This is a genomic window from Streptomyces subrutilus, assembly GCF_001746425.1.
GTDB classification, from domain to species: Bacteria; Actinomycetota; Actinomycetes; order Streptomycetales; family Streptomycetaceae; genus Streptomyces; species Streptomyces subrutilus_A.
The window spans coordinates 5,004,061-5,016,609 of the sequence record NZ_MEHK01000001.1 but is presented as its reverse complement, the minus strand read 5'-3'; the positions used below and the strand labels follow the sequence as shown (position 1 = coordinate 5,016,609).

Genomic DNA, 12,549 nt, shown 5'->3' with positions numbered 1-12,549 from the left:
GCCGGCCGGACAGCACTCCTAGCAGTCCCGCAGCTCGGGCGACTGGTTGAGCAGCTGGCCACGGATCGAAGTGAACTTGGCCAACCGGTCGTCCACCGAGGAGTCCAGCGGGAACACCGCTACCCGGTGACAGTTCTGGAACGCCAGGCGCACTCCGAAGTGCCGCTGCAGAGCACCGCGTATCGCGTCGCTCGCGAGAGCGCGCAGCAGCTGCCCGCGCGCCTGCTCGTCGGGCGGCGGCGTCTGGTTGTCGGCGAACTGTCCGCCGTCCACCTTCAACTGGGCCACCAGAGAGCTGATCATCTCCCATGCGTAGGGCAGGGAGGTCCGGACGCAGTCGACGAAGGCGGCTTCGTCGACCTCGCCTCGCTCGGCCTGTTCGAGTAGGGCCGGTGAGACGTCGAGCGACATGGGTTCTCCTCTCGTGACCCCGGCCGTCTGGGTTGCCGGAGTCTTACGGGCAGGGAAGGAGGCCGCGACGCAGCGTGCACGCTCCGCAACCTCCCGCTCACCACGGTAGGCGCCCCATGGGTGACGCACCAGGAGAATGCGCATACAACGCGCCATCCGCGAAGGGGGCTTTCAGGGGCGAATCGCGTGGAGCGCCGTCCGTCGAGTAGCGTTGCCGACCATGCGTCTCGTCATTGCCCGCTGCTCCGTCGACTACGCGGGCCGGCTCACCGCCCATCTGCCCTCGGCACCCCGTCTGATCCTCGTAAAGGCCGACGGCAGTGTCTCGATCCACGCGGACGACCGGGCGTACAAACCGCTCAACTGGATGTCGCCCCCGTGCACCCTCAAGGAGGGGAGCGGTGACGACTCCGGCGTGTGGACCGTCGTCAACAAGGCGGGTGAGAAGCTCATCATCACCATGGAGGAAGTCCTCCACGACTCCTCCCACGAGCTCGGCACCGACCCGGGGCTCATCAAGGACGGCGTGGAAGCACACCTCCAGGAGCTCCTCGCGGACCGCATCGAGACGCTGGGCGAGGGCTACACGCTGATCCGGCGCGAGTACATGACGGCGATCGGGCCGGTCGACATCCTGTGCCGGGACGCCTCCGGCGCGACGGTGGCCGTGGAGATCAAGCGGCGCGGCGAGATCGACGGCGTCGAGCAGCTGACCCGCTACCTCGAACTCCTGAACCGCGACCCGCACCTGGCCCCGGTCCGCGGCGTCTTCGCCGCCCAGGAGATCAAGCCGCAGGCCAAGGTGCTGGCGACGGACCGCGGGATGGACTGCGTGGTCCTGGACTACAACGCGATGCGCGGCATCGAGGACGACAAGCTGCGGCTGTTCTGACCCGCCGTCCTCCTCGTCCGCTCACCACGGCTCCGTCCCCTCGGGACGGAGCCGTCGGCGTTCAGGTGCCGGTGGCGGTGGCCGTCGCCGTGCCCGTACCGGTGTCCGCGGTGGCCGTGGGCGTCGGCTGGGCGGTCTCCGTCGGCGTCGGCGAGGGAGACGGCTCCGCGGAGGTCGGCGGCGGCGAGACCGGCGAGGAGGCCGGGGGCCGCGGCGGGGTGGACTGCGGGCGGCCCGAGGGCGTACGGGACGGGGTACGGCCCGGGGTCGCGCCGGCGGTCTCCCCCGGGGCGGTGGACTGCGGGGGCGGCGCCGCCGGGTCGGCGGGCTCCTCCGCTGCGGGATCGTTCCCGCTGGGCCCCGGGGCCACCGGCGCGGTCGCCGGGCGCGTCGGGGTGACCGACACCGCCGGATTCTTCGTCGCGGGCGGGTCAGAGGTGTCGGAGGAGCTCAGCGCGAGGCTCACCACCGTGCCCAGCGCGACCACGGTGAGCGCGCCCGCCCCGGCCAGCAGCGCCCGGCGCCGACGGGCGGCCGCGCCGTCGGGAGCCGGTCCGGGGGCGGTACGGGCGGCTACGGCGGGCCCGGGCTTCGGGGTGATCGGGAAGGCGTCCTCGAACACCTGCGACAGGGTCGAGGGCGTCGAGTCCTGGCGGCGGATTACGGGGACCACCGGGGACACCCGCGTCACGGCGTCGGAGTCGGCACCGGCCGCCGCCGCGGTGGCACCGGAGCCGAAGCCCGGGCCGGTCCCCACGCCCGGGCCGCCGGCGCCGAGACGGCTCCCGGCGCCCGGGCCGGTCCCGGTGCCCGGGCGGGCTGCGGCGCCCTTTCCGGTTCCGGCGCCGAGGCCGGTCCCTGCGCTCTGGCCGCTGCCCGCACCCAGGCCGGTCCCAGCGCCCGGACCAGTCCCAGCGCCCGGGCCACTGCCGGCAGCCAGGCCGGTCCCAGCACCCGTACCGGTTCCCGTTCCGCCCCGGCCTGTTCCCGAACCCGTAGCGGTTCCAACGCCCGGGCCGCTGTCGGCACCCAGGCCGGTCCCAGCACCTTTACCCGTTCCGGCGAGGCCTGCTCCAGCACCCGTACCCGTACGAGCGCCAAGGCCGGTCCCGGCGCCCGGGTCGCTGCCCGCACCCAGACTCGTCCCAACACCCGTACCCGTTCCGGCAAGGCCTGCTCCAGCAGCCGTGCCGGTACGAGCGCCAAGGCCGGTCCCAGCGCCCGGGTCGCTGCCGGCGGCCCGGCCGGTGGTCCCAGCTCCCGGCCCGGCGCCCGCGCCCAGGCCGGGCCCTGCGGACGGGCCGGTGCCGGCGCCGAGGGCTCCCCCGGCGGCGGAGCCGGTCGCACCGGGCAGCGCGGGCGGGGCGGTCACGCCGGCGGGACCGGAGGCCGCGGGGCCCGGCGCGCCGGCGGAACCGGAGACGGCCGGCGGCGCCAGCCGCAGCGGCGGCGACACCGCCGCCCCGGCGGCCTCGGCCTCCTGGTCCACGACCAGCGCCAGCGCCCGGCGGCCCGCCACCGTGCCCCGCTTGTCGGCCAGCGCCCCGCGCAGGCCGATCGAGGTCTCCAGCTCGGCCCGCGCCCGGTCCAGGCGTCCCTCGCACAGGGCGAGAACACCGAGTTCGTGGTGGAAGTACGCCTGCTCGGCGACCTCCCCCGCCTTGCGCGCGGCCTCCGCGCCCGAGCGCAGCACCCGCTCCCACGCCTCCCAGTGCAGCGAGGCCGCGAACGCCGGGGCGGCCGTCCGCGCGAGCAGCACGGCCGCCACCACGTCCGCGCCGGACAGCGCGCAGAGCACCGCGTCCGCCTCGGCCGCGACCCGCTCCGGGGTCACCGAGGAGTGCCCGGTCCACCAGGCGTAGTGCCGGGCGGCCGTACGGGCCTCCTCGGCCGCGGTGTCCCCGTACCCGACCTCCTCCAGCTGCCGGGCGACGCCGGCGGCCAGCCGGTAGCGCGTTCCGACCGGGGTGAGCAGCCCGCAGTCCAGCAGTTCCGCGACCGCCGCGTCGGCGTGGGTGTCGCCCACCAGGGCCGGCAGGTGCGCGTGGTGCGGCAGCTCCCCGCCCAGCGCACACGCGATCCGCAGGGCGGCGCGCGCCGACTCGCTGACCCGCGAGGCCAGCAGCTCCGCGGGGGCCGCGCCCTCGGCGAGCGTCGGCAGCGGCACCTCCACGGCCTCGCGGGGGCGCTCGTCGAAGACGCCGGGCTCCTCCTCGTCGTCGTCCTCGTCGGTGTGGTTGAGCTCGTCGCGCTGCCGCAGCATCGCGGCGGCCTGCACGAAGCGCAGCGGGAGGCCTTCGGAGGCGAACCGCAGATCGGTCGCCCAGGCGGTCTCCGGGTCCGTCAGCGGCCGGCCCAGGCGCGTCTCCAGCAGTTCGAGGCAGTCGGCCTTGCCCAGTCCGGCGAGGAAGACCTCCTCGAGGTGCGAGTCGTCGGAGGGGGACCGGGTGTCGGGGGTGGCGGCCAGCAGGTAGGCGCACTCGGGGGTGGCGTGCAGCAGCTCGTCGAGGGCGGGCCCGCCCATCTCCAGGTCGTCGAGGAGGACGATGGCGCCGATGTCCCGTACGCGGGCCAGGAGTTCGATGCGGTCGGGCCGCCTGCCCGGGGCCTCGTACACGGTCGCGTACAGCGCGTGGAGCAGCTCGCCGGCCTGCTGGTGGCCGTAGCCGGAGAGCCGTACGACTCCGTCGGGGGCGAGGCCCGCGCACCGGTCGGCGACCGCGTCCAGCAGTGCGGTGCGTCCGGAGCCGGAGGGTCCGGTGAGCCGTACGGACCGGCCGCGGCCCAGCAGCCGTACGAGCCGCTCCCGCTCCTCGTCGCGCGTCAGCAGCGGCCGGACGCGGGCGGCGGCGCCGGGCAGGACGGGCGGCCGGGCGGCGGCGTCCCGGGCGGCGCGGGCGGCCGCGTCGCGCTTGGCGGGGCGGCCGGGGCGGGTACCGGGCCGGATCGGCTCGATCTCGCTGCCGTCGACCGGGTTGACGGTGAGCGTGAAGTCACCCGCGGTGAGGGTGACGACCCGGGCGGGCGCCGTCGGCGCGGGCGGCGGTGCGGAGCCGGGCGTCGCGGGCAGCGGGGCAGCGCCTGCGGACTGCTCCTCCGCAGTGGCCTGCCGCTGTATGTGGTCCATGACCATGTCCCCCGATCGCGCCGTGCGCCTCGCCGTCGTACCGCCCGGCCTTCGCACACGCCGCTGTCGCTACTGGTCCGGTTTCCGCCCGAACCCTAGACCGTGGCCGGTCGTGCGGGGAACCGCGGGGGTGCCATCACCACCGGACCGTTACGTTTCAGCAGGAAAACGGAACGGTTCGTTCACACCCGGGGCAGGGACTCCGCTTCCAGCCCGCCCTCGATCGAGAGGATCCGGTGCAGCCGGGTGGCCACGAGCAGCCGCTGCATCTGCGGCGGCACCCCGCGCAGCACCAGGCGGCGTCCGGTCCGGCCGGCCCTGCGGTGCGCGCCCATGATCACGCCGAGGCCGGTGGCGTCCCAGGAGTCGAGCCCGGTGAGGTCGAGCACGAGGTCGCCGTGGCCGTCGTCGAGGGCGGAGTGGAGGACCGTACGGGCGTCCGCCGCGCTGCGCACGTCGAGGCGACCCCCGACGACGAGTTCGGCGTGGTCGCCCCTGATGTGCATGTGTACTCCCGGCGGTACTGCGATACGTGTGGTCCGACTGGTCCGTGGTCGGCAACTCTCACTGCAACTGACTGCCGCACGGGCAGGGAAGTTGCCGACCGTGAGCGAACCGATACCTAATTCACCCCGACGGGTGAAGGCGTTCGAACAAAGGTGCTCAGTGGTGCGGCCTCACGGCCTGGGCTTCAGTGCTTGTAGAAGCCCTGGCCGCTCTTGCGGCCGAAGTCCCCGGCGTCCACCATCCGGCGCATGAGCTCCGGCGGGGCGAACTTCTCGTCCTGGGACTCGGTGTAGATGTTGCTGGTGGCGTGCAGCAGGATGTCGACGCCCGTGAGGTCGGCGGTGGCCAGCGGGCCCATCGCGTGCCCGAAGCCCAGCTTGCACGCGATGTCGATGTCCTCGGCGGAGGCCACGCCGGACTCGTACAGCTTGGCGGCCTCGACGACCAGCGCGGAGATCAGACGCGTCGTCACGAAACCGGCCACGTCGCGGTTGACGACGATGCAGGTCTTGCCGACGGACTCGGCGAACGCGCGGGTGACGGCCAGGGTTTCGTCGCTGGTCTTGTAGCCGCGGACGAGTTCGCAGAGCTGCATCATCGGGACGGGCGAGAAGAAGTGCGCGCCGACGACCCGCTCCGGACGCTCCGTCACGGCCGCGATCTTGGTGATCGGGATGGCGGAGGTGTTGGAGGCGAGGATGGCGTCCTCGCGGACGATCTTGTCGAGGGCCCGGAAGATCTCGTGCTTGATCTCGATCTTCTCGAAGGCGGCTTCGACGACGATGTCGACGTCGGCGACGGCGTCGAGCTCGGTCGTGGTCGTGATGCGCGCGAGGGCCGCCTCCGCGTCCTCGGCCGACAGCTTGCCCTTGGAGACGAACTTGTCGTACGAGGCCTTGATCCCGTCCGTGCCCCGGGTCAGCGCGGCGTCGGTGACATCGCGCAGGACGACGTCCCAGCCCGCCTGAGCGGAGACCTGAGCGATCCCGGACCCCATCAAGCCGGCACCGATGACGGCAAGCTTCCCAGCCACTGCACACCCCACGTTCTCGAAATAGGCACAGTCTCGAAGAGCCCGGCCTGGAAGGGCCCGGTCTCGTAGCCACTCCGGCGGAGACTAGCGCCCGGCCGGTGCGGTGTGACCGTGAAGTAACACGCGTCACGTCTCAGATGACGGACATCACACCGGTACGGCCCAGCAGCGCGGCGGATGCCCGCAGTTGGCCCGCACTACCCTGGCGGCATGGTGAACCTCACGCGCATCTACACCCGTACCGGCGACAAGGGCACGACCGCGCTCGGCGACATGAGCCGCACGGCCAAGACCGACCTGCGGATCTCCGCGTACGCCGACGCCAACGAGGCCAACGCGGCGATCGGGACCGCGATCGCGCTCGGGAGCCTGCCGCCGGAGGTCGTGAAGGTCCTGGTCCGGGTGCAGAACGACCTGTTCGACGTCGGCGCGGACCTGTGCACCCCGGTGGTCGAGGACCCGAAGTACCCTCCACTGCGCGTCGAGCAGTTCTACATCGACAAGCTGGAGGCGGACTGCGACACCTTCAACGAGGAGCTGGAGAAGCTGCGCAGCTTCATCCTCCCCGGCGGCACCCCCGGCGCCGCCCTCCTGCACCAGGCCTGCACCGTGGTCCGGCGCGCCGAGCGCTCCACCTGGGCGGCGCTCGAGGTGCACGGCGAGGTGATGAACCCGCTGACCGCCACCTACCTCAACCGCCTCTCCGACCTCCTGTTCATCCTGGCCCGTACGGCCAACAAGGAGGTCGGAGACGTGCTGTGGGTGCCGGGCGGCGAGCGCTGAGCGGCCCGCGCCGCGCCCGGACCGGCTCGCCGGTTCGGGGCCCTAGGAGACCTGGCCCGCGGGGGCCTTTTTCGGCCATACCGTGTAGGCGACGGCGATCAGGCCGTGGATGCCGACCGCGCGCAGGGCGCCGTACTGCCACGCCTTGAGCGAGCTGACGTCGCCCGCGTCCCCGACGTACCAGATGGCGGCCTGGAGGAGGCCGAGGGCGACGGCCGCGGCGACGACGGTCCGGATCCACAGCCGCCACTCGTGGGCGGCCCGCTCCTTCCCGTATCCCGCGCCGGCCGGCTTGGGCCCGCCGGCCAGCCGGTACGCCGCGTGGCCGTCGAGCCACTTGATCGTGTAGTGGCCGTAGGCGACGGTGTAGCCGATGTACAGCGCGGCCAGACCGTGCTTCCAGTCGGGCGCGGCGCCGTTCTTGAGGTCGAGGGTGGTGACCACCAGCAGGACCAGCTCCATCACCGGCTCGCACAGCAGGACCGCCGCGCCCAGCCGGGGCATCTTCGCGAGGTAGCGCAGGGCCAGGCCGGCGGCCAGCAGCACCCAGAAGCCCACCTCACAGGCGATGATCAGCGCGACGATCACGGGACTCTCCGTTCCACTCGGGACTGACGCTTCCCTTCAAGGCTCCCGTCCGGTCCGGCCCGTTTCGTCGTCGCCTGTGAGGAAAGGCGGCTGCATCCTTCGATGTACTGCCAACTCGGCCTCTCCGCCGAGGTCGGCTCCCCGCGCACCCTGTTGGATGAGAACGTGACCACGAAGAGCCTGCGCCCCCACCGCCACGACGTCCTGCTCGCCGTGGTCAGCCTGCTCGCGGGCCTGGTCATGTGGTCGCTGGGCGTCTACAGCAGCAGCGTCCGGCACCTCCTGCCCGCCTGGGCCGCCCTGGTCCCCCTCGTGGTGCTCTCCGCGCTGGAGCTGCTGCGCCGCTCCCGGCCGCAGACGGCCCTGGCCGTCGGCACCCTCGGCGTGATCGCCAACGAGTTCACGGTCGGCAGCCTCGTCACCATCCTGATCTACACCGACCTGATGTACGCGGCCGTCGTGTACGGCACGCCGGCCGCGGCCCGGCGGCTCCCGATCAGCACCGGCCTGGTCACCGTGGCCGTCACCATCGGCTTCCTGGCCTGGCTGCGCACCCCGCAGGCCCTGCTGATCGGCGTGGTCACCGGCCTCGTCAGCTTCGCCCCGGCGCTGACCGGCGCCACCTTGCGCAACCACCGCGAGGCCGCCGTGGCCGCCCGGCTGCGGGCCGAGCAGACCGCGCTGCTGGCCGAGATGGACCGCAGCCAGGCCGTCGCCGCCGAGCGCGCCCGGATGGCCCGGGAGCTGCACGACATGGTGGCCAACCACCTCTCCGCCATCGCCATCCACTCCACCGCCGCGCTCTCCATCGACCAGGCCGACACCAGCCGCGAGGCGCTCGGGGTGATCCGGGAGAACAGCGTCCAGGGCCTGGCCGAGATGCGGCGCCTGATCGGGCTGCTGCGGGACGCCGGAGCCGGGCGGGAGGCGGTGGCGCTGCCCACGCTGGACGGGCTGGACGCCCTGGTGGCGCAGGCCCGTACGAACGGCGCGGCGAGCGGGCTGGACTTCGTACTGCACGACGTCCGGGCGCCGGGGCGGGGCACCCTGCCGACCCCGGTGGAGCTGGCCGCGTACCGGATCGTCCAGGAGTCGCTCACCAACGCCCTCAAGCACGCCGTCGCGGGCACGGTCACGGTCCGCGTGGCCCGGGAGGAGGGCCGGCTGACCGTGGCGGTGGACTCCCCCTACGGGCAGCGCACGGGTCCGCGGGCACCCGGTTCCGGGGCCGGGCTGATCGGCATGCGGGAGCGTGCGGAGCTGCTGGGCGGGGAGTTCTCGGCGGGCCCGTCCGGCGAGATGTGGCACCTGCGGGCGACCCTGCCCGCCGAGGAGAAGGAGGTGGAGGCATGACCATAAGGGTGGTGGTGGCGGAAGACCAGCGCGCGGTACGCGCCGGGCTGGTCCTCATCCTGCGCAGTGCGGGCGGCATCGAGGTGGTGGGCGAGGCGGCCGACGGGGAGGAGGCCGTGCGCCTGGCCCGGGAGCTGCGGCCGGACCTCGTCCTCATGGACGTGCAGATGCCGAGGCTCGACGGGGTGTCCGCGACCCGCGAGGTGGTCGGCGAGGGGCTGGCCGACGTCCTGGTCCTGACCACCTTCGACCTCGACGAGTACGTCTTCGGGGCGCTGCGGGCGGGGGCCGCCGGCTTCCTGCTGAAGAACGCGGAGGCCGCGGAGCTGGTCGAGGCGGTACGGACGGTGGCGCGCGGGGAGGGCCTGATCGCCCCCGCGGTGACCCGGCGGCTGATCGCGGAGTTCGCGGCTCCGGCCCGCCCGGCCAGGCAGGCCGCCCCGCCGGCCCTGGAGACGCTGACCCGCCGCGAGCGGGAGGTCCTGTCGTGCCTGGGCGCGGGGCTGTCGAACGCGGAGATCGCCGTGCACCTGGACATGGCGGAGGCAACGGCGAAGACGCACGTCAGCCGGCTCCTGAGCAAGCTCGAGCTGCGCAGCCGCGTCCAAGCGGCCGTCCTGGCGCAGGAGTTGGACTTGTAGCGCCGGCCTTCCGCGCCGCGCCCCGAGGAAGTTCCGGCATGAGGTCTGGACCTCTTGACGCTTGGTCCAGACCTTTCTACGCTCACCGCAAACAACTGTGGTGAGCGTGCCATGACAAAGCGTGCTCACGGGCGGCGCAGGTCCCACCCCCATGTCGAAGTCGGCCCCACGACCACGACGGACCTACGGAGGATCACCCTTGAGCACAGCATCCCCACCCCGCACCGGGCGTACCCGCTTCTTCAGGCGGGTCGCGGCCGTCGTGGCCGCCCTCGCCCTGCCCGTCACCGGTCTCGTCGTGCTGGCCGGCCCCGCGCAGGCCGCCACGTCCGCGACCGCGACGTACACCAAGGTGTCCGACTGGGGCACCGGCTTCGAGGGCAAGTGGACGGTGAAGAACACCGGCACCACCACCATCTCCTCGTGGACCGTCGAGTGGGACTATCCGGCCGGCACCGCGGTCACCTCCGCCTGGGACGCCACCGTCACCAGCTCCGGCACCCACTGGACCGGCAAGAACGTCGGCTGGAACGGCACCCTCGCCCCCGGCGGCACCGCCAGCTTCGGATTCAACGGCACCGGCAGCGGCTCCCCCGCCGGCTGCAAGATCAACGGCGTCTCCTGTGACGGCAGCCAGCCGGGCGACGCTCCCCCCACCGCGCCCGGTACCCCCACGGCCGCCAACGTCACCGAGACCTCGCTGTCCCTGAGCTGGTCCCCCGCCACCGACGACAAGGGCGTCAAGAACTACGACGTCTACCGCGGCGGCGCCAAGATCGCGACCGTCACCGGCACCGGCTTCGCCGACTCCGGCCTGACCAAGGGCACGACGTACGACTACACCGTCACCGCCCGCGACACCGCGAACCAGACCGGCCCGTCCTCCGGCGCCCTGTCGGTGACCACCGCCGGCGGCACCATCCCGCCGCCGGACCCCGCCGGGAAGGTCAAGCTCGGCTACTTCACCAACTGGGGCGTCTACGGCCGCAACTACCACGTGAAGAACCTGGTCACATCCGGTTCGGCGAGCAAGATCACCCATATCAACTACGCCTTCGGCAACGTCCAGAACGGCCAGTGCACCATCGGTGACGCCTTCGCCGACTACGACAAGGCCTACACCGCCGACCAGAGCGTCGACGGCGTGGCCGACACCTGGGACCAGCCGCTGCGCGGCAACTTCAACCAGCTGCGCAAGCTGAAGAAGGCCTACCCGCACATCAAGGTGCTGTGGTCCTTCGGCGGCTGGACCTGGTCCGGCGGCTTCCCGCAGGCCGCGGCCAACCCGGCCGCCTTCGCCCAGTCCTGCTACAACCTCGTCGAGGACCCGCGCTGGGCCGACGTCTTCGACGGGATCGACCTGGACTGGGAGTACCCGAACGCCTGCGGCCTGTCCTGCGACACCAGCGGCCCGGCCGCGTTCAAGAACCTGATGCAGGCGACCCGGGCGAGGTTCGGCGCGAACAACCTGGTCACCGCCGCCATCACCGCCGACGCCTCCAGCGGCGGCAAGATCGACGCGGCCGACTACGGCGGCGCGGCGCAGTACGTCGACTTCTACAACGTCATGACCTACGACTTCTTCGGCGCCTGGGCGGCGCAGGGCCCGACGGCCCCGCACTCCCCGCTCACCTCCTACACGGGCATCCCGCAGGCCGGCTTCAACTCCGCCGACGCCATCGCCAAGCTCAAGGCCAAGGGCGTGGCCGGCTCGAAGCTCAACCTCGGCATCGGCTTCTACGGCCGCGGCTGGACCGGCGTCACCCAGGCCGCACCCGGCGGCGCGGCCACCGGACCGGCCCCCGGCACCTACGAGCAGGGCATCGAGGACTACAAGGTGCTCAAGAACAGCTGCCCGGCCACCGGCACCATCGCCGGCACGGCCTACGCCAAGTGCGGCAGCAACTGGTGGAGCTACGACACCCCCGCCACCATCGCCGGGAAGATGACCTGGGCCAAGCAGCAGGGCCTCAAGGGAGCGTTCTTCTGGGAGTTCAGCGGCGACACGAGCAACGGTGAGCTCGCGAACGCCATCCACACCGGGCTCCAGTAGGAAGACCGAAGCCGGGGAGACGGGTCCGCCCCCGTCTCCCCGGCTTCTTCACGTCCGTGCCACGTCAGGCGACGTTCACCCGTTGCCCGGGCGGCGCCGCCTCGAGCCAGGCCAGGAAGCCGGTCAGCGCGTCCTCGCTCATCGCCAGCTCCAGGCGCGTGCCCTGGTGGACACAGCCCAGCACGACGGCGTCGGAGAGCAGGGCCAGCTCCTCCTCGCCCTCGGGGGCGCGGCGGGCGACGACCTCGATGGAGGAGCGCTCCAGCAGCCGGCGCGGGCGGGGGGAGTACGAGAACACCCGGAACCACTCGATGCGGTCGCCGCTGTAGCGCGCGACCCCGTACACCCAGCCCTTGCCGGAGGTGTCGGTCTCCTCGGGCACTCCCCAGCGCATGCTGCAGTCGAAGGTGCCGCCGGAGCGCTGGATGAGTCTGCGGCGCAGGCCGAAGACAAACAGCCCGATCACCACCAGGGCTACGACCAGGCCGCTCACAAGCAGAGCGAGGAGCATCTTCACCGACCTCCTCGCTCATCGAATACCGCATGCCAAAAAAACGACCTGCATCGCCTCAGCCGCGACCCGGTCTGGAAAATTCCAGAACGGACCGCGGCTGAGGTTTGCCGAGCCCCGGAGGTCGCCCTCCGGCACTCAGCGGTTCAAACTCCGACGGGTGTTCAGCCCGTTACGGCGCGCAGCCGGACATCCGCGCGACGCTCGGCGGCCGCATCGGCCTCCGCCTTCGCGCGCTCCAGTGCCCGCTCCGCACGCTGGACGTCGATCTCGTCCGCGAGCTCGGCGATCTCGGCCAGCAGGGACAGCTTGTTGTCCGCGAACGAGATGAATCCGCCGTGCACCGCCGCGACGACGGTGTTGCCGTCACTGGTGCGGATGGTCACAGGGCCCGATTCCAGCACACCGAGAAGCGGCTGGTGACCGGGCATGACGCCGATGTCGCCGGACGTGGTGCGGGCGACAACAAGGGTGGCCTCGCCGGACCAGACATTGCGGTCCGCCGCGACCAGCTCGACGTGCAGCTCAGCAGCCAAGGTGGCTCCTCGGGTCACCACCCGGCGGGTCAGCCGGGTGTTGGGTCAAATTCTAATGGGCGTGGGGAGAGGGACGGGACATACCCCGCCCCTCTCCGTGAAACCGTCGAACCG

The 12,549-nt window shown here is 72.5% G+C and carries 12 protein-coding genes; 5 read left to right on the top strand and 7 right to left on the bottom strand.

The genetic code is table 11. The features are described from left to right. Positions 1 to 18: 18 nt before the first annotated feature. Positions 19 to 411, bottom strand: a complete 393-nt coding sequence (locus BGK67_RS23755) for an SCO5389 family protein (protein ID WP_069921977.1) — start codon at positions 409 to 411, stop codon at positions 19 to 21. Between the two features lie 220 nt (positions 412 to 631). Between BGK67_RS23755 and nucS the strand changes: the two genes are divergently transcribed. Beyond that, positions 632 to 1,303, top strand: a complete 672-nt coding sequence (nucS, locus tag BGK67_RS23750; protein ID WP_069921976.1) for an endonuclease NucS — start codon at positions 632 to 634, stop codon at positions 1,301 to 1,303. A 61-nt stretch (positions 1,304 to 1,364) separates the two neighbouring features. Here nucS and BGK67_RS23745 read toward each other — a convergent pair whose 3' ends face one another. The 3 genes from BGK67_RS23745 to BGK67_RS23735 form a co-directional block, all read right to left on the bottom strand. Continuing rightward, the gene (locus BGK67_RS23745; RefSeq protein ID WP_141754048.1) at positions 1,365 to 4,430 is read right to left on the bottom strand and encodes an ATP-binding protein; all 3,066 of its coding nucleotides are present in this window, start codon (positions 4,428 to 4,430) and stop codon (positions 1,365 to 1,367) included. Positions 4,431 to 4,612: 182 nt separating this feature from the next. Next, a complete protein-coding gene (locus BGK67_RS23740; protein WP_069921974.1) occupies positions 4,613 to 4,936 on the bottom strand; it encodes an STAS domain-containing protein in 324 nt (107 codons plus the stop codon). A gap of 185 nt (positions 4,937 to 5,121) precedes the next feature. Next, a complete protein-coding gene (locus tag BGK67_RS23735; protein WP_069921973.1) occupies positions 5,122 to 5,970 on the bottom strand; it encodes a 3-hydroxyacyl-CoA dehydrogenase family protein in 849 nt (282 codons plus the stop codon). Between the two features lie 210 nt (positions 5,971 to 6,180). On the opposite strand from BGK67_RS23735, the gene BGK67_RS23730 reads away from it, so the two are divergent. Then, positions 6,181 to 6,753 carry a cob(I)yrinic acid a,c-diamide adenosyltransferase gene (locus BGK67_RS23730; protein ID WP_069921972.1) on the top strand — a complete coding sequence of 191 codons (573 nt, stop codon included), beginning with the start codon at positions 6,181 to 6,183 and terminating at the stop codon, positions 6,751 to 6,753. 42 nt (positions 6,754 to 6,795) lie between these two features. Here the strand turns inward: BGK67_RS23730 and BGK67_RS23725 are convergent, their stop codons facing one another. After that, positions 6,796 to 7,341, bottom strand: a complete 546-nt coding sequence (locus BGK67_RS23725; RefSeq protein WP_069921971.1) for a hypothetical protein — start codon at positions 7,339 to 7,341, stop codon at positions 6,796 to 6,798. A 102-nt stretch (positions 7,342 to 7,443) separates the two neighbouring features. Between BGK67_RS23725 and BGK67_RS23720 the strand changes: the two genes are divergently transcribed. From BGK67_RS23720 to BGK67_RS23710, 3 genes are all read left to right on the top strand, one after another. Then, positions 7,444 to 8,694 (top strand): sensor histidine kinase, encoded by a 1,251-nt coding sequence (locus tag BGK67_RS23720; protein ID WP_079154339.1) that lies wholly within the window; start codon positions 7,444 to 7,446, stop codon positions 8,692 to 8,694. Then, positions 8,691 to 9,335 carry a response regulator gene (locus tag BGK67_RS23715; RefSeq protein ID WP_069921970.1) on the top strand — a complete coding sequence of 215 codons (645 nt, stop codon included), beginning with the start codon at positions 8,691 to 8,693 and terminating at the stop codon, positions 9,333 to 9,335. Before BGK67_RS23720 ends, BGK67_RS23715 begins: the two co-directional genes overlap by 4 nt. Before the next feature lie 151 nt (positions 9,336 to 9,486). Continuing rightward, a complete protein-coding gene (locus tag BGK67_RS23710; protein WP_079154338.1) occupies positions 9,487 to 11,388 on the top strand; it encodes a glycoside hydrolase family 18 chitinase in 1,902 nt (633 codons plus the stop codon). 64 nt (positions 11,389 to 11,452) lie between these two features. Here the strand turns inward: BGK67_RS23710 and BGK67_RS23705 are convergent, their stop codons facing one another. Both BGK67_RS23705 and BGK67_RS23700 read right to left on the bottom strand, forming a co-directional pair. Next, positions 11,453 to 11,899, bottom strand: a complete 447-nt coding sequence (locus BGK67_RS23705; protein ID WP_069924059.1) for a DUF2550 domain-containing protein — start codon at positions 11,897 to 11,899, stop codon at positions 11,453 to 11,455. A 164-nt stretch (positions 11,900 to 12,063) separates the two neighbouring features. Next, positions 12,064 to 12,435 (bottom strand): F0F1 ATP synthase subunit epsilon, encoded by a 372-nt coding sequence (locus tag BGK67_RS23700; protein ID WP_030008701.1) that lies wholly within the window; start codon positions 12,433 to 12,435, stop codon positions 12,064 to 12,066. Between the last annotated feature and the right edge of the window lie 114 nt (positions 12,436 to 12,549).